The organism is Pantoea sp. NSTU24, from assembly GCF_050157905.1.
In the GTDB taxonomy this organism is placed as follows: Bacteria; Pseudomonadota; Gammaproteobacteria; order Enterobacterales; family Enterobacteriaceae; genus Pantoea.
Window position 1 is genome coordinate 77,232 of record NZ_JBKIWZ010000003.1, and the last position, 15,837, is coordinate 93,068.

Genomic DNA, 15,837 nt, shown 5'->3' on the forward strand with positions numbered 1-15,837 from the left:
GGTTTTCTTAACTTCATTTTCAAAAATAGCTGACATCGCTTTTATAGTGATGTACTGGTTAAGGCATCACGCTGACATCACACCAGTTGATCTGCTTCCCACAGATTAGCCCATATCAATGATCGCTTTCAGTATAAAATGAATTAACATCAGGTCGCCGGCCATAAGCAGATAGCGGGCGACCTGATTATTCAGATCATGTCCGCTGGGTTTGAAATGCGCATCCGCCAATCTTATCAGGGCTTTGCTCCATAAACTGTATAGCGATAGCACAATCGTGATGTTAAATAGCGTCTCCAGATGTCGTGGTCATCGATCATTTAATAATAGCAACAACGAAACCATCCCATCCTTTTTCACCCACAGTCTGTACGGCTGTCGCTTCAAGGCGTTCATCCTCAGAGATCATGTCGACAAATTTCCGCAGGCCTGTAACATTGGGATCGTTACTGTCGGCATCGATAATATGGCCGCCGCGCACGGTATTATCTCCAATGATGACCGTACCGGGTTTTGACAGTCTGATAGCCCATTCAAGATAAAGGGGGTTATTTACTTTATCGGCATCGATAAAAATCAGATCAAAAGGCGCATCAAGCATGGGTAATATATCAATCGCAGCGCCTCTGTGTAATGTGACGCGCTCAGCCAGCCCCGCTTTTTCAATATTCTGGCTGGCTACTTCTGCATGATGCGTGTTGAATTCAATTGTCGTTATGCTTCCATGCGGCGGGAGTGCCCTGGCCATCCATATCGTGCTATACCCCCCTAATGTGCCTATTTCAAGCACCCGGACGGCTCGTGACATTTGAATAAAAATAGACAGCATTTTTCCCTGTAAAGCGGAAACGTCGTGCGCGGGCAATCCCTGTCCGGCGTTATTGGCGAGAGCAGACTGCAAAGCTGTCTCTTCAGGAGCAAGTCTTTCAGAAAACCAGGCATCCACCTGAGCCCATTTATCAGAATCCTGTGAAGGATAATCAGGAGTGCGCATACAGAACTTAATCCCCTTTCAATCGATGGAAGTTTAGTCGTATCGGTTACTCATGTTGCCTACAACAGGTTAGTCTCAGATCTGTAATCAGCAACGTTCGCATCTGAAATCAGGCGATTCCCTTTGCTGTCTGTTATGAGCAAACAGGAGCCTCGCTATTAATTTTCTCTCATTTATGACCAGCAGATTTCTGCCATTCCTCATAATAAGGCGTATCCTGGTTTTCACTAAGCCACGGGACGTCATGAGAGCACCAGATATGTGAAATAACAGCAGAGGAGGGGGGTTCATCCAGGGTTGCCACACGTACGATAACATGGCCCTGATGCGGCCTTTCTGCCATCAGGTGTGAGCCACAAAGTGAACAGAAATGACGAAGTTTATCCGGGGAAGAGGCATAAGATCCGAGGTGCTCACTTCCTTCCAGCCATCTGAAATGTTCGCGTTTAACGCCCGCTGTTGGTGCGAAGGGGGCGGCGTGTGCTTTTCTGCAGGTATGGCAGTGACAGTTCACTATTTCCCCTTCCAGTACATCACATTCATATCGGATTTTCTGACACAAACAGCTTCCTTTCATAACTCATCCTGACAGTGGCTGGATAGTTTTAAACCCCATACATAGCACAGGCCTGACTGCATTAACAATATTCTGATACCCATTTCAGAATGCCAGCGTTTTGCGGACTAAGCGTTTTTTACTGCCTCGCGTGAGATTATCTTTTTGAGCTGAAGGTCGGCAATAAGCGTCAGGCAGGCATTAGTCAATGTCAGGTTTTTTTGGTAACAGAAAAGCTGCGATTGCTGTCATTATACCTATCAACGGCATGGTACCCGCCCCTGCTAAAAAGTTACGCTGATCTATTCTGTTATCTTTACGAATGTCATAAAGACGCGAGATTGCACTTTTTTTCGTCGTAGCACTAATTTCTTCACCCTGCTTTTATTAACCCTGAGCAATCAATTTATCAGCCTGATTGTTTTCCGAACGTTCTAACGCAACGATCTGCTTACCTTTTTGATAGAAGTCGTAGTCAGGCATATATGCGTCCTTAGAGTGAGTATTGATGAAGTGATTCAGTCCTCAGGTTTAGCTATCTAAACGTAAACCCTTTTTTTGCAGATTAACATAAAATTTTAATCTTACTGTCCGCGTCGGTCACAGATTGCACTAGCTGAATATCAGATTCGCTTTGATCGGGAAGTGAGCCTTTTGCTTAAAATGAAAGAGACGGGTAAAAACACTTTGAGTCACCCGTTGAATTAACCGATATGGCTCAGGTGCAGGTAATTTACAGCTTAAACAGTCGATGTAGTGCAACCCGGCCTGAATCGGTCACGTTCACTTCACGGTATCCCTGTGTACGCGCTCCCCATTCTTTTTGCAGAAAAAGTGTAAACAGGGCTGAGCCAGCGTCACCGCCGAGATGAAAACGTCTTTCACTCCAGTCCAGGCAGCCGCAGCAGGGCTTGCGTCGTGTGCGAGAGTTAAGCAAAACGCCCATTTTCTCAAAGTGCATTTTGCCGACTGATGTCAGTTCCGAACCCTCTGCGCTGAGCCATTTTTCCTGCAGCATAAATTCATAAATTTTGACAGCGAGCTCGCCTGCCAGATGGTCATAGCAGGTGCGTGCGTAACGCAGACAGAACGGTGTACTGGAAACGGGGGCTTTGGCAGTCCCCATGGAAACCCCCATCAGGTTCTCCAGCAGTCCGGCGATATGATGGCCCGCAAGGCTGTAATAGCGATGACGCCCCTGCGTCAGGCAAATGACCAGACCGTTGCTGAGAAGCCGGTTCAGATGCCCGCTGGCTGTGGAGGCCGCTATGCCAGCCACGACGCTAAGTTCAGTCGCTGTCCATGCGCGCCCGTCCATCAGGGCGTACAGAATACTGACTCTCGACGGATCAGACAGCGCAGCAGCCACCTTTGCCATGGCTAATTCAAGGACATCATCTGGCTCACTGTCGCGTGTTGTTTTAACGAGATTCATTCATAGAGTATTGCCCATGTTCGGGTTACTTCGGCGGCCCGCGCATCATCATCCGTAATGAGAATGAGCCGGTTATTGTGATCACTGTACTGTACCAGAATATTGATGCCGCTTCGGGCAATAGTGTCAGCTATTTCTTCCAGCTCTCCGGGCCGTTCCTGAGGCAATTTTCTTATCAGGGGACGACACACGTTGCAGACGTTAAAACCGGCCTCAGTCAACACCTGGCGGGCTTTATAGCCGTCCTCAACCAGGAAATGTGCATGTCCGCCATCAGGTCCTGTAAATACGCCACCGCCTTCAAGACCCACTCCATTTTCACCCAGTACTCTACCCAGAGAACCCAGTGATCCCAGGCTGTTTTTGAGAATAACGTGAATGTCATACATGCTGACTTGTTCTCTTATCAGAAGCGTAATCACGGAATACGCTGGCTACCCGTATTCTGTAGAATGAAAAAATGGACTGATTACCTTCTTTCTGAGCAGCCTGGTGCATCACATTTTGCTTCCACCCGGCTACAGACTCCTCATCTTCCCGCCACGACAGAGAAAGAATCTTTCCGGGCGTAGTCAGGCTCTGGAAACGCTCAATTGAAATAAAGCCGGGTGTGTCGGAGTAAGAGAGGTTTCAGTTCAGAAGCGAGCTGAAGATATCTTTCCTGAGCCTCTGGCAGAGCATCTGCCTCAAAAAGTACTGCAATCATGGTCCGCTCAGTTGTTAATTTACGGACAGATTAATGATAACGAAGGGGTGCTGCTTCGGTCGGCACCGAAGTGTGCCTGTGCGTGATACAGCAGCCCCTTATTTTTCGTTCATCATCGGGTGACCTGCGGTTAACCCCTGATAATCTCCGGCTGAGGGACGAGAGGATCTTAGGGAACATAGGGAGGCGACTTATTAACCCGAAGAGCGGGTGAGTCTTTTAGTTTTTTCCGGTCAATCACACTGTGCAACAGACAGACCCTGTATTTCCTCCGGATGAGGGTTTTACCTCATTGAACCGATAACGATTCTGCTTACACCCTCCCTATAGTGCTCTCAGACTGACCTGAAAGGAGGAGTATCCTGATGACTTCACGTATTCGATCAGGTGTAAGCCCGCTGAGCTGGACGAATCGCCACAGATTTAACAGAAACCTCAGAGTCATTTAAGATGAGTTAAATAGAGGTGCCTATGATCGGTAAGAGCTATCCAGAAGAATATAAAATTCAGGCAGTCAAACAGGTTGTTGATCGTGATCATTTTGTTTCCAGCGTTGCAACACGTCTCGATATCACCACCTACAGCCTTTACGCCTGGATAAAGAAGTACGGTCCGGATTTTTCCACTAAAAATGCACAGCCGAATGCTCAGGCCGGGATCCGCCGTCTCCAGAAAGAACTGAAGCGGGTTACCGACGGTCGGGACATATTAAAAAAAGCCGCTGCGTAATTCGCAAAGCTATCTGACTGAGGTACGCCTTTATCCGCGACAACAGCCGTTGCTGGCCTGTTCTTCTGCTCTGTCGGGTTCTGAATGTACATCCGGGTGGATTTTATTTCTGGCTTCAGCAGCCAAATCCACAGCGTCACCATGCAGACCAGATGCTGACCGGGCAGATTTAACAGTTCTGGCTTGAGTCTGGCTGCGCCTATGGTTATCACAGGATCCATCTCGATCTGCGTGATACCGGGCAGCAGTGCGGAGTTAACCGGGTCTTGCGGCTGATGAAGCGTGCTGGAATAAAAGATCAGGTTGGGTCCTGGCCCACGGGCATGTATAGGCGAAGCCGGTATCGTGTCGCCTGACAGGCTCCGGCGGCAGTTCAATCCGGATGCTCCGGATAAGCGTCAGGTAACGTACATAACCTACATCAGGACCCAGAAAGGATGGCTGTATCTGGCCGTGGTTGTTGACCTGTTCTCACGCAAGGTTATTGGCTGGTCAATGTAACCCCGCATGATAAAAGAGATTGTCCTGAACGCATTATTTATGGCGGTATTGAGGCTTAATTCACAAAAACAGGTATTGGTTCATTCGGATCAGGGCAGTCAGTACACAAGCCATGAGTGGCAGTCGTTCCTGAAATCACACGGCCTGGAGGGCAGCATGAGCCGTCGCGGTAACTGCCACGGTAATGCGGTTGCAGAAAGCTTCTTCCGGTTGCTGAAACGCGAACGGATAAAGAAAAAGATCTACGGAACGAGGGAAGAAGCCCGCAGCGATATTTTTGATTACATCGAAATGTTTTATAACAGTAAGCGTCGGCATGGTTCGAGCGATCAGATGTCACCGACAGAATATGAAATCCAGTATTATCAACGGTTCAGAAGTGTCCAGATTATCCGTGGCGTTTCACCTCTACGGCGGCAGAAACCCATCGTCATGGTGAGCTGTAAGCGGTCGCGCTGAAATTCTGCGTTTCTCTATCGCAGCGAACATGAAATCAACCCATTAATTTAATTCTGGCCGCATGATGGCAGGCTGATCTTTGATTAGTCTGTCATTGCGATAAGCGCCCACTTTTTTTGCAGACAGCATGAGGTTTTACTGGCGGGAGCCTGTCAGGAGCAGGAAGTAAAGGGTGTGTGCACCGACTGAACAGGATTTAAGTGTCTGCAGGTGCACAGGGAGAAATTAATTTATCTCCACATAACTGAACCGGAGTCTGAAGTGGGCGCCATAGGAATGATTTTCGCCATAAACAAGCTCGGCTGCGCCACTGTGTAATTCCATGATTTTCCTGACCAGATCAAGGCCAAGACCGGTTCCCTTGCCGTCGTGAATCAGTCTGTGAAAGGGCTCAAACACTCTTTCACGCTCAGAGACGGGAATCCCTTTTCCTTCGTCAAGTACGTCAATAGTGCCTTCGGCCCCAACCGATACCGATATCAGACCTGACTGGCCGCCATATTTGATGGCATTCTGAATGAGGTTTGTTACCGCCCGCTCAATCGCCAGGGCATCAGCCATTGTCCAGACTTCTTTTGCTTCTGCATTGAACGCGATGTCATAACCTGCGCCGATTGCGAGCGGCGCGTTGTCAGCGACGACCCGCTCTGCCAGCTTAATCAAGTCCACCTTCTCGGGCTTCAGGTTATTTTCCTGAATCCGGTGCACATCGAGCAGCTGACCTGTCAGCATGGTAAGACGGGCTGTGTCCGCCAAGAGGCGGTTTTTGAGTGTGCCCGGCGGAAGCGTTGACAGCCTCGTATTGAGAATGGTTATAGGCGTCCGCAGCTCATGGGCGGCGTCTGCAAGGAAACGCTTCTGAGATTCCAGACCTTTATCAAGTCTGTCGAAGGCACTGTTCACTGTATCCACAAAAGGGGCTATCTCTGAAGGAACCTCACTGCTTTTCAGCCGGATACCCGCTTTCGTGTAATCAATTTTTCTGGCATCAGCGGCCGCCCGGTTAATTCCTGTCAGTGCGCGTCTGACGACCCATGGCATGACTATCAGCATGGCGATGACAATAACAACGGAAAGGAAAATAACTATTACGATATTTTTGACACCTGAAAGCCTGATGGCCTGCAGAAATGTAATAGGAATATTCGGTGTGGTCATTATTTTGATAATGCCCGCAGGTGAATTCGCCCACTGTATCGTGCCCTGAGGGGCATTTTCTTTGTTGATTTTCTGCCCGAGATCAGCATAAGCGACGGCGTCCATAGCAGGTATGGCAGAAACGATACTGGCGGGAATTTGACCGTACCGAAGCTGCTGGCCGCTGCTGTCTCTGACTACATACCAGAACCCGGGAATGTTTTTCATGTAAGCTCTGAGCTTTGGACTGGCATTAATTTTCAGTTTTCCTTCGCGGTCCCGGAATGTTGACTCAGCAACGGCATTTGCCGCCGCCCACGGGTTTGAGCCGTTATTAATTTTACCCACAGAAATAAAGTAAGCCTCTGCGAAGAGTTGCAGTACTGCCAGAAAGATAAGGACAAGTATCTGGGCAGCTATAATTCTGAACGTAAGATGCCAGCGCAGAGAGCGCGGTTTGAACAGCCTCATGATTCCTCGTTCATAAAATAGCCAACCCCGCGGACCACATTAATTCTGAGGCCACTGCCGGCCTCGGCCAGCTTTTGCCTGAGCCGGGAGATGTGTAAATCAAGGGCGTTTGGCTGAACATCATCGTGGAATGAGAAGACTGAGGACATCAGCGTTTCCCGGGACACTACCCGGCCAAAACGACGCACCATCGAATCAAGCAAAAGGGTTTCCCTTCGGGTGAGACGAATAACAGCGCCGTTTACGCTGGCTTCACCATTAATGTGGTCGAATGTCAGTGAACCCACGGTAACAATATCATCCTGCAAAGCTGATGGCCTTCTGATCAATGCCCGGATACGGGCCAGAAGTTCGGAAAAATCAAAGGGCTTGGCCAGGTAGTCGTCAGCACCTTCATCCAGCCCCAAAATTTTATCGGTGATATCCCCCCGGGCAGACAGAACGAGCACAGGATACATCTTACCTGCCGCTCTCATGCGCCCGACCAGTTCAAGACCATCGCCACCCGGAAGCTGCCGGTCCAGAATCACCAAGTCATAACTGTATTGAGCAATGGCTTCAGATGCTTCAGCCAGCGTGGCTGCATGGTCTGTAAGAAAATGGTGATGTCCCAGTGCTTCGGCAAGCACTTCAGCCATTTCTGGCTCATCTTCCACAAGCAGAATTTTCATTTTTTATTGCTAGTCAGAATCACGATTTGGATATTTTATCAACTAAATCATAGAGTTCAAAATTATAAAAATTTCTATCCAGACAGACTAATGACAGGTTCAGACACTATTATTGCCAGCGTGTTTGAGGTTGATTCATTCACCCGGACGAAAATTATCTATTCTGGCAAGGAGATTTACAGTGAAAACAATCAAACTGGCTTTGGCCGCTGCCGCAGCATTAACCATTGCAGGCTGCTCTATGGCATCAATCAAAGACGAATATAAATTTTACCTTGCTGGTCCAGGCAGCGACTTTTCTCAGCCGGTGGGTACGCTGGACCGGGCCGGAAGGCTGAACATCACTTACAAAAACGAGACCTATACGGGGCAGAACGCGAACAACGTAATTGAGGCCAAGGGAAGCAATGGAGGAAAAATGCGCTGTGCCTATAAAATGCCGGGTGAGGTCGCGACCGGGACCTGTACAACATCCAATGGTACTGTTCTGAATATGAAATTTGATTAATTGACGAAGTTAGGTTTCTTCCAGCGAAACCTCCGTTATTAATATATCAATATCATAAGCCCCGTTACGTTTGCGGGGCTTTTTTCATTTCCGCTGACTTAATATTGCACCTGACCCACACCCATTGAACTGACATACCATGATGCAAGCAATGTCCGCTTCTGGCACAAAGCGGAGTGTACGCAAGCCAGTATCCGCTCAGTGCCAACAGGGGATGTGTTGGTTAAAGTCAGAAACCCGCGCCTTCAACCAGAACAAATGTGCCCGTCGCCGCGCCTGCCCGGATTGATTTTGCTAGTTGATACGCTGGGCTTTGATAAAAACGCCTGGCTTCGTCATAAGAATCAAATTCAAAAATAACATGCCGTTCGTGAGCTTCTCCCTCAAGATTTTCATATTGTCCGGACCAGGCAATGATTTTTGGCGCAAACGCGCTCATCGCTTCCCCGGCGGCCTGGGCATATTCAGCATAAGCTGCAGAGTCTGAAACTGTTACATGCGCGATTAAATAGCCTTTATTCATTTCATATCCTCGTTAAGAGCAGAAGACCTGCATTGGCTGATAAACAGCTGTGATATATGCGGGCGTGTGTAAAACCGTTAAATTTGATGCTGTTTCATTAATAAAAGGCAGCGTGAATTGCCTTTGGGCGTGGTGCAGTGGCAGCCTGTGTATCGCTCAGGAGAACGCAGCGCCTCCATGGTCAGGTCAGGAGGTGGCGCGGATGCTCAGTAAACCAGGCGCGCCGATAAGGATGGCGCGGAAACACGCAGCCACAGCAATTGCCATCCGTTGCCTTTACCTCTGACCAGAGTGGCAGATCACCACCCCACAAATGATTTTTCCAGAATTCAGTCATGCAACGTCCTTTAAAAGTTTTGCGAGAGAGATAACGTGCAATCACTTTATTAACGATTCAGATTGCAATAAACGCCTGCTAAAGTGACGCACTGTTATTTAGAGAATGAACAATGAAGAATCTCGATGTACTGGCTATTTTTGCGCGTGTGGCAGAAATGAGAAGCTTTACTCAGGCTGCCGAAAGCCTTGGTATTCAGAAAGGCCGTGTTTCAACGGTGGTCCGCGGCCTGGAAAAGGAGGTGGGTGCGACACTTCTGCATCGGACAACACGAACTGTACAGCTGACAGAGGAAGGACGACTTTTTTATTCGCGCGCCTGCGATTTGTTATCGGAAAAAGAAGAACTTCAGTCCATGTTCAGGGATGTAAGTACGCCATTACGTGGACGGTTGCGCGTGGATATGCCAGCTGTGCTGGCGCAAAGCGTAGTGATACCGGCACTGCCTGCGCTACTCGATGCGCACCCCGAATTGCAGCTGGAGCTTTCAAGTAGTGACCGCTATGTCGATCTGGTCCTGGAAGGAATTGACTGTGTTGTCCGGCTTGGGCCCATCCTGGACGAAACGCTGATCGCCCGGCCTCTGGGGCATCTGCGCATCATTAATGCAGCAAGTCCGGCCTATCTTCAACGCTTTGGCGTGCCTGCGTCGCTCGACGAACTCATTACGCAGGGACATCGGATGGTTCATTACAAGCGGAATTTTGGTTCCAGGCATGAAGGCTGGCAATATCCTGCAGCCGATGGTTTTCAGTCGCTGATGTTACCCGGTGCAATAGTCGTCAATAGCGTAGCGGCTTATCATGATGCAGGACTGGCGGGGCTGGGCTTGATACAGGGCGGTTATTCTTCTCTGCTGCCCTATATTAAACGTGGCGAACTGGTGGAGATTCTTCCTCATCTTCGTCCACAGCCGCTGACGGCTTCTTTTGTCGTCGCACACCGGCGCAGCTTATCAAAGCGTGTCAGAGCTTTTATGGACTGGACGGAAGAAACCTTAAGACCTTATTTTGACTGACGTTAGCATTGATGGAGAGTGAGTTGAACTGAAAGGCTCATGCCCGCTTTACGCAATTAGCGAACCCGTCCTGATCACAGCGTCGCTGAAAACTACAGGCTATGCAGGCCGGGGCATAATGACGCTACGTCGCTCAGAAAAGCCTGTGTCTTTTAAACCGGGTCAATCAGACAACATAATTTCGTATGCTGACATGACCCACGACGATGGAGTACGGTTGATGAAAATAACATTCAGCAAAGAAGATGGAACGACTGAAACGCAGGATATTTCTTCTTTAACTGTCACTCTGAACAATGGTGAAACGCTTGAAATTAGCGAAGACAGTGAGGGCCGCCCACCGCATCTTTCTGATGGCGTAACCCTGTGGGGAGGAAAAATGCCACAGGAGAATGCGACCCTGGATGAGCTTAAGTCTTCAACACGCGTATTAGGTATTTATCCGCTGGCTGCCAATGTGATCCACGTTTTTCCTGTCCTCAAGTAACTGCTTAGTCAGCAGGTGGTAAATGTTCAACAGGCTGAGTTAATCCTGCTATTAAGTTCAGTCTCTTTTCCTGGGCAGGACGGCAATCTGAAAAAGCTGTCAGTGCCCGATTCAGGCCTTTCTGATGACGTTCCCCATCGTTCTGAAAAAGAAACGTGGTGGCTTTACTTTCTCACAAAGCCCAGGCCTTCCAGCAATTGCGCTTTTTAGGGGTTGTACAAAAAACAGGACCGAAGATTTAGCCGCGCCTGCACTGACACTCCTTCTGGCGCGCAACCCAACCGCTTTCAGCACACCTTCATCCGCGTTAAGGTTTTTTTAATCTTCGACAGTGAGAATGAAGATTGCTCTTTTTCTGAACAAAACGGCTATCTCGAGGGATTTTCTCTGGCTTCTGGCCTGACGAGTTTTGCTACCGTGACAGAGCGCCAGGCACCGCTGCCAGAAAATCCCGGGAGCCGCGCCTGCTCTGTTTTGGCATGGTGCGGGAACAGGAGGCGTTCAGTAAAAATCCCGGTACATAACGGATTTTCCGGGGGCTGTCAGGATCACTATACAGTGTGATTTATATTAACCTGATTTAACAATAGGAAGCGCAAGGCCGGGCGCTGAGATGACAGTGAAATGGCTGTCAGTATTTCTTTCAATGTAGCGATGACGCCTTTTTCCGGACTTTTCGGAAACGAACAGTGAGGCATGGTTTCCGGTGACTGAAAAATCGGGCATTCAGTAAGTTGACATTTTGTGCCTTTAAGATGATTTTAGTTTAATTTTACTTAACGCTAATCAGGCTGGCGGAGTCATTAATGCGCATTCTGATCTATGACAAAAATAAGGCTTCTTCCCGCTTCGCTCCAGCGTTTATGAGCCGACTGGGGTTTGTGACGGATACCTTTTCAGATACGGATAACGCCCTGCGTTCGCTAAAAAAGTTCCGTCCTGATGTCTTTATCATCAGCACTCATCTGCTCTGTGAACAGCACTGCGCGCTAATCAGGCGTTATCGCAAAAGAGGATTTACCACACCTGTTATCGTCACCGCGACAGAAAGCACGCAGGCTATCAGGATTGCTGCCTATGAAGCCGGCGCGGATGACATTATTTCTGATGGCATCGAGCCTGAAGAGTTTGTTGCGCGTATCAGCGCCATTGACCGTCGCAGCCGGGGAATTACCTCAAGCCGGATAACGCTGCCGCCTTACGAACTCGACTTAACAGGTAAGCAGGTATTAAAAAATGGTACTCAGATCGATCTGACCAACTTCGAGTATCTGGTGGCCGAGTTCCTGATGAAGCGAAATGGCAAAGTTGTGACGCGGGATGAGCTGATGGGCCAGCTTTACTCTGACGCCGACCTGCGCAATCAGGATGTCGTTAACGTTCTGATCTGTCGGCTGAAGAAAAAACTCTGCCGGGACTCCGGATTTCAGATTCAGAGTATCCGCGGGCTTGGCTATGTCTTCCGGCAGCAGCTATAGCTGCCCGAATCTGAGCCGCTTCGTGTCCTGCAACGCGAGCAATTGTTCAGGGCAGGGCCGGAGTGCTACGCCGGACGCTCTGCGTGAAAGGGCTGGAGCAGTCGGCTGAAATCCCAGACAGACGAGATCTCAGACGCTGTTAAAATCGTAAAGCGGTGATGCCGGTTTCAGCTGAGGCAGACGCATGATGCCGCAGCAAAAGAGGCCTGCGGCGCAGGCCCCCGGAAATTACCGCAGCGTCATTAGCTTCTGAACGTTACCACCGGAAAGCGTGACCGTTCGCCGACGGCAGAAACAGCCCTGTTTTCGGCACCTGTATCAATGCCATTCCCAGTCCTTCCGGGACGTATACGCACAGACCCGACAGGCTGAGAATGCGCCGGTCACCCGATGATCCAGGATGCAACGTCTGTGAATCAATGACCGCTCATCAGTTTTTCCGCCTCTTCGGGTTTTTCATGCACGCCGAAACGATCAACGAGCGTCCGTGTCGCGTCATTCATCCCTCTGATCTCCACCACGGCGCCTTCCAGCCGAAACTTAATCACAATACGATCCAGCGCGCTCACCGACGTGATGTCCCAGAAATGGGCGTGCGTCACGTCAATGATTACGCGCTTCAGCGGCTCGCGAAAGTCGAAATTGTGGGCGAAGCGATCGGCCGAGGCAAAGAAAACCTGCCCGGTCACTGTATAGGTGCGGGTCCCGTCTTTCCGCTCAGAGGTGACCGCCATAAAGCGGGCGACCTTAGTAGCGAAGTTCAGCGACGCAATCAGTACACCGGTCAGCACGCCAAACGCCAGGTTGTGGGTTGCCACTACCACAGCAACGGTCGCCAGCATGACCACGCTGGTTGAAACCGGATGCGTGCGCAGGTTCGCAATCGAACGCCATGAGAAGGTGCCGATGGAAACCATAATCATCACCGCCACCAGCGCGGCCATAGGGATCTGCGACACCCAGTCGCGCAGGAACACCACCATCAGCAGCAGCACCACGCCCGCCGTCAGCGTGGAGAGCCGCCCGCGACCGCCCGATTTTACGTTAATCACCGACTGACCAATCATCGCACAGCCCGCCATCCCGCCGATAAACGAGGTACAGATATTGGCAATGCCCTGCGCCTTACACTCGCGGTTCTTATCGCTCGGGGTGTCAGTCATATCGTCCACGATGGTGGCGGTCATCATGGACTCCAGCAGTCCGACCACGGCGAGTCCCGCCGAATAGGGCAGGATGACCAACAGGGTATTGAGGTTAAGCGGGATGTCCGGAATGAGAAACACCGGCAGGCTATCCGGCAGTTTGCCCATATCGCCCACCGTGCGCACATCCAGATGCAGCCACATGGAAATTGCGGTCAGCACAACGATGCAGACCAGCGGGGAGGGAAGGGTTTTATTCAGGAGGGGAAAGAGATAAATAATCGCCAGACCGGCAGCCGTGAGCGCGTAGACGTGCCAGGTCACGTGGGTCAGCTCCGGCAGCTGCGCCATGAATATCAGTATGGCCAGCGCATTAACGAATCCGGTCACGACCGAACGGGAGACATAGCGCATCAGACTGCCTAGCTTCAGATATCCGGCCATCAGCTGGATGACGCCGGTCAGCACGGAGGCAGCCAGCAGATACTGCAGCCCGTGATCTTTCACCAGCGTGACCATCAGCAGCGCCATTGCGCCGGTGGAGGAGGAGATCATCGCCGGGCGACCGCCCAGAAAGGCCATGACGAGGGGGATGCAGAAGGCGGAATAGAGCCCGACCTGCGGATCGACGCCAGCAATGATAGAAAAGGCGATCGCTTCAGGAATAAGCGCGAGCGCAACCACAATACCGGCAAGGACGTCACCACGGACGTTACCCAGCCAGTCCTTACGCGTTGAGGACAGCAGCATAGTCATTTCTCAGATTTTAGATACGGTCAGCCCTTGAGGGCAGAAAATTCAGGTACGAAAAAGCACATCCGCAGACGGGATGTTATTGAGTGCGCGACTGAGATGCCTCAGTGCAGCAGGGAAAGGGGACGACTCAGGGTGGCGTAAGACGCATGATGTCTGAAATCTCCTTTACGGCAACAGCGTGCCTTCAGGATGGATGTAAACCAGGCTCCGGTGACGGGCGCTGGCGGCGAAGCCCGATCGGCACATCAGGCCGATCGGGACAGGCTGAATACTATAAACGATAACAGGATAAGGTCAATCTCTGCTCAAAACGCAGGGCGAGGGCAAAAGCAGTACACGGCAGATGACGCGCGGGGGAATCCGGTCCGGCGGGATCGCATCAGGACAGACGGAGGTAAATCGTGCACCCCCGGCTATGCTTACTCTGAAGCCGGACCCTTCCCGCAACGGCAGAGAAACAGATGTGCGCCGCGCCAGTCATAACGGACGCGGCGCGTTTGGGTGCCGATGCCAGACCGTGACAGACTGCCGTTCATCGCGCCGCTGTTGCAGCAGAACGGGCAGCACAAAGGCCGCGCGACCGGATGCACAAACTGTTCAGCCTTAACTGAAATTGATAACAGGTGACATGATGTCTAAAACGCAGTGGATTATTCACCGGCTGACCCGCCAGCTCTGGTTTCGCAGTTCACTCTTCGCCGTGCTGGCGGTGATTACGGCTCTGGTCGCGATCGCGATTAAACCCTTCATTCCCATCTCTATGTCGGGCATCGTAGGAAGTGATGCGGTGGATAAGATACTGACTATCCTCGCCTCCAGCATGCTGGCCGTGACGACCTTTTCGCTTAACATCATGGTGACGGCGTACAATTCTGCCAGCAGCAGCGTCACGCCGCGCGCGACGGTTCTGCTGCTCGAAGACAGCACCACCCAGACCATGCTGGCAACCTTTATCGGCTCTTTCCTGTACAGCCTGGTGGGGATTATCGCGCTTGGCATGGGGGCTTATGGCATGCAGGGACGCGTTATTCTGTTTTTTGTCACCCTGGCCGTGATTGCCATGATCGTGATCACACTGCTGCGCTGGATACAGCATCTGGCGCAGTTTGGCTGCCTGTCTGATACGTCGCATCGCGTTGAGGAGGCCACGACGGCGGCCCTTCACCACCGCCTCCGGTCGCCCTGTATGGGCTGCGCCTTCTGGGACGGCATCCTGCCGGAAACGATCCCGCTGCACCGTGTTTATCCGCCGCAGGCGGGCTATCTTCAGCATCTGGACCTGCAGGAACTCGCCGGCTTCGCAGAGGAAAAAGCGTGCCATCTTTATCTCACCGCGCAGCCGGGCAGTTTTGTTCACGGCGCAGCTCCGCTGCTCTGGTGCGATCGGCCGCTTGCAGATGAAGACCTTCAGCAACTGCTCAGCGCCTTTACGCTGGGTGAACAGCGCTCGTTTGAGCAGGATCCCCGTTTCGGACTCTGCGTGCTGTCTGAAATTGCCTCACGCGCACTCTCTCCGGCGGTCAACGATCCCGGCACGGCAATCGATATCATCGGGCGGGCGGTCCGGCTGTTCAGCCCGAACGGACCGCAGGAGTCAGATACGCCGCATTATCCCCGGCTCTTTATGCAGCCGACCGGGATCGGCGATATGTTCGACGATATTTTTACCGGCATCGCGCGCGATGGCGCCGCGCTGGTGGAGGTGCAGTTGCGCCTGCAGAAGGCGCTACAGGCGTTAGCCATGATCGCACCGCATCGCTATGGCGTGGATGCAAAGCGTCATGCGCAGCTTGCGCTGGTGCGCGCAAACCTCGCCATGACCTGTGAAGCGGACAAAGTGGCAGTGGAACAGGTTGCCCGCTGGCAGACACAGGCAGATGTCATCTTCTCCGGTCACGCTGGATAATTGACCAAACGGCACCGTTT

13 protein-coding genes and 2 pseudogenes are annotated in these 15,837 nt (G+C 51.3%); 6 read left to right on the forward strand and 9 right to left on the reverse strand.

Going from position 1 to position 15,837, the window contains the following annotated elements; translation table 11 throughout:
• Window positions 1-316: 316 nt before the first annotated feature.
• The 5 genes and pseudogenes from ACLHDD_RS18980 to ACLHDD_RS19000 all read right to left on the reverse strand — a co-directional run bounded on the left by ACLHDD_RS18980 (window position 317) and on the right by ACLHDD_RS19000 (window position 3,691).
• Window positions 317-994 (reverse strand): O-methyltransferase, encoded by a 678-nt coding sequence (locus tag ACLHDD_RS18980; protein ID WP_427105390.1) that lies wholly within the window; start codon window positions 992-994, stop codon window positions 317-319.
• A 169-nt stretch (window positions 995-1,163) separates the two neighbouring features.
• Window positions 1,164-1,571, reverse strand: coding sequence for a GFA family protein (locus ACLHDD_RS18985; RefSeq protein WP_427105391.1), 408 nt, complete (start codon window positions 1,569-1,571; stop codon window positions 1,164-1,166).
• A 712-nt stretch (window positions 1,572-2,283) separates the two neighbouring features.
• Window positions 2,284-2,985 (reverse strand): ArsR/SmtB family transcription factor, encoded by a 702-nt coding sequence (locus ACLHDD_RS18990; protein ID WP_427105392.1) that lies wholly within the window; start codon window positions 2,983-2,985, stop codon window positions 2,284-2,286.
• Window positions 2,982-3,374: an amino acid-binding protein gene (locus ACLHDD_RS18995; protein ID WP_427105393.1), complete on the reverse strand. Its 393-nt coding sequence runs from the start codon at window positions 3,372-3,374 to the stop codon at window positions 2,982-2,984. Before ACLHDD_RS18995 ends, ACLHDD_RS18990 begins: the two co-directional genes overlap by 4 nt.
• A pseudogene (locus ACLHDD_RS19000) lies at window positions 3,367-3,691 on the reverse strand (antibiotic biosynthesis monooxygenase family protein). Before ACLHDD_RS19000 ends, ACLHDD_RS18995 begins: the two are co-directional and overlap by 8 nt.
• Window positions 3,692-4,162: 471 nt before the next feature.
• Here ACLHDD_RS19000 and ACLHDD_RS19005 point away from each other — a divergent pair.
• Window positions 4,163-5,305: pseudogene (locus ACLHDD_RS19005) on the forward strand (IS3 family transposase); the annotation flags it as partial.
• A 300-nt stretch (window positions 5,306-5,605) separates the two neighbouring features.
• Here the strand turns inward: ACLHDD_RS19005 and ACLHDD_RS19010 are convergent.
• Together ACLHDD_RS19010 and ACLHDD_RS19015 are read right to left on the reverse strand one after the other, a co-directional pair.
• A complete protein-coding gene (locus ACLHDD_RS19010) occupies window positions 5,606-6,988 on the reverse strand; it encodes a sensor histidine kinase (RefSeq protein ID WP_427105394.1) in 1,383 nt (460 codons plus the stop codon).
• Window positions 6,985-7,659 (reverse strand): response regulator transcription factor, encoded by a 675-nt coding sequence (locus ACLHDD_RS19015; protein WP_427105395.1) that lies wholly within the window; start codon window positions 7,657-7,659, stop codon window positions 6,985-6,987. The genes ACLHDD_RS19010 and ACLHDD_RS19015 overlap by 4 nt, the downstream gene beginning before the upstream one ends.
• Before the next feature lie 181 nt (window positions 7,660-7,840).
• Between ACLHDD_RS19015 and ACLHDD_RS19020 the strand changes: the two genes are divergently transcribed.
• Window positions 7,841-8,167 (forward strand): hypothetical protein, encoded by a 327-nt coding sequence (locus ACLHDD_RS19020; protein ID WP_248199614.1) that lies wholly within the window; start codon window positions 7,841-7,843, stop codon window positions 8,165-8,167.
• A 229-nt stretch (window positions 8,168-8,396) separates the two neighbouring features.
• Here ACLHDD_RS19020 and ACLHDD_RS19025 read toward each other — a convergent pair whose 3' ends face one another.
• Window positions 8,397-8,690: a DUF1330 domain-containing protein gene (locus ACLHDD_RS19025; RefSeq protein WP_427105396.1), complete on the reverse strand. Its 294-nt coding sequence runs from the start codon at window positions 8,688-8,690 to the stop codon at window positions 8,397-8,399.
• A gap of 449 nt (window positions 8,691-9,139) precedes the next feature.
• On the opposite strand from ACLHDD_RS19025, the gene ACLHDD_RS19030 reads away from it, so the two are divergent.
• The 3 genes from ACLHDD_RS19030 (at window position 9,140) to ACLHDD_RS19040 (ending at window position 12,010) form a co-directional block, all read left to right on the forward strand.
• A complete protein-coding gene (locus ACLHDD_RS19030) occupies window positions 9,140-10,045 on the forward strand; it encodes a LysR substrate-binding domain-containing protein (protein ID WP_427105397.1) in 906 nt (301 codons plus the stop codon).
• 118 nt (window positions 10,046-10,163) lie between these two features.
• Window positions 10,164-10,532, forward strand: a complete 369-nt coding sequence (locus tag ACLHDD_RS19035) for a hypothetical protein (RefSeq protein WP_427105398.1) — start codon at window positions 10,164-10,166, stop codon at window positions 10,530-10,532.
• Between the two features lie 806 nt (window positions 10,533-11,338).
• Window positions 11,339-12,010, forward strand: a complete 672-nt coding sequence (locus ACLHDD_RS19040; RefSeq protein ID WP_427105399.1) for a winged helix-turn-helix domain-containing protein — start codon at window positions 11,339-11,341, stop codon at window positions 12,008-12,010.
• Between the two features lie 416 nt (window positions 12,011-12,426).
• Here the strand turns inward: ACLHDD_RS19040 and ACLHDD_RS19045 are convergent, their stop codons facing one another.
• On the reverse strand, window positions 12,427-13,905 hold the full coding sequence (locus ACLHDD_RS19045; RefSeq protein ID WP_427105400.1) for a SulP family inorganic anion transporter: 1,479 nt from the start codon (window positions 13,903-13,905) through the stop codon (window positions 12,427-12,429).
• A gap of 637 nt (window positions 13,906-14,542) precedes the next feature.
• Here ACLHDD_RS19045 and ACLHDD_RS19050 point away from each other — a divergent pair.
• A complete protein-coding gene (locus ACLHDD_RS19050; protein WP_427105401.1) occupies window positions 14,543-15,817 on the forward strand; it encodes a DUF2254 domain-containing protein in 1,275 nt (424 codons plus the stop codon).
• Window positions 15,818-15,837 lie beyond the last annotated feature (20 nt).

Bases quoted from the DNA above. Each gene is read 5' to 3' on its own strand.
- ACLHDD_RS18980 (WP_427105390.1), bottom strand. From the start codon at position 994: ATGCGCACTCCTGATTATCCTTCACAGGATTCTGATAAATGGGCTCAG.
- ACLHDD_RS18995 (WP_427105393.1), bottom strand. From the start codon at position 3,374: ATGTATGACATTCACGTTATTCTCAAAAACAGCCTGGGATCACTGGGT.
- ACLHDD_RS19025 (WP_427105396.1), bottom strand. From the start codon at position 8,690: ATGAATAAAGGCTATTTAATCGCGCATGTAACAGTTTCAGACTCTGCA.
- ACLHDD_RS19040 (WP_427105399.1), top strand. From the start codon at position 11,339: ATGCGCATTCTGATCTATGACAAAAATAAGGCTTCTTCCCGCTTCGCT.
- ACLHDD_RS19045 (WP_427105400.1), bottom strand. From the start codon at position 13,905: ATGCTGCTGTCCTCAACGCGTAAGGACTGGCTGGGTAACGTCCGTGGT.
- ACLHDD_RS19030 (WP_427105397.1), top strand. From the start codon at position 9,140: ATGAAGAATCTCGATGTACTGGCTATTTTTGCGCGTGTGGCAGAAATG.
- ACLHDD_RS19050 (WP_427105401.1), top strand. From the start codon at position 14,543: ATGTCTAAAACGCAGTGGATTATTCACCGGCTGACCCGCCAGCTCTGG.
- ACLHDD_RS19015 (WP_427105395.1), bottom strand. From the start codon at position 7,659: ATGAAAATTCTGCTTGTGGAAGATGAGCCAGAAATGGCTGAAGTGCTT.
- ACLHDD_RS18990 (WP_427105392.1), bottom strand. From the start codon at position 2,985: ATGAATCTCGTTAAAACAACACGCGACAGTGAGCCAGATGATGTCCTT.
- ACLHDD_RS19010 (WP_427105394.1), bottom strand. From the start codon at position 6,988: ATGAGGCTGTTCAAACCGCGCTCTCTGCGCTGGCATCTTACGTTCAGA.
- ACLHDD_RS19035 (WP_427105398.1), top strand. From the start codon at position 10,164: ATGACGCTACGTCGCTCAGAAAAGCCTGTGTCTTTTAAACCGGGTCAA.
- ACLHDD_RS18985 (WP_427105391.1), bottom strand. From the start codon at position 1,571: ATGAAAGGAAGCTGTTTGTGTCAGAAAATCCGATATGAATGTGATGTA.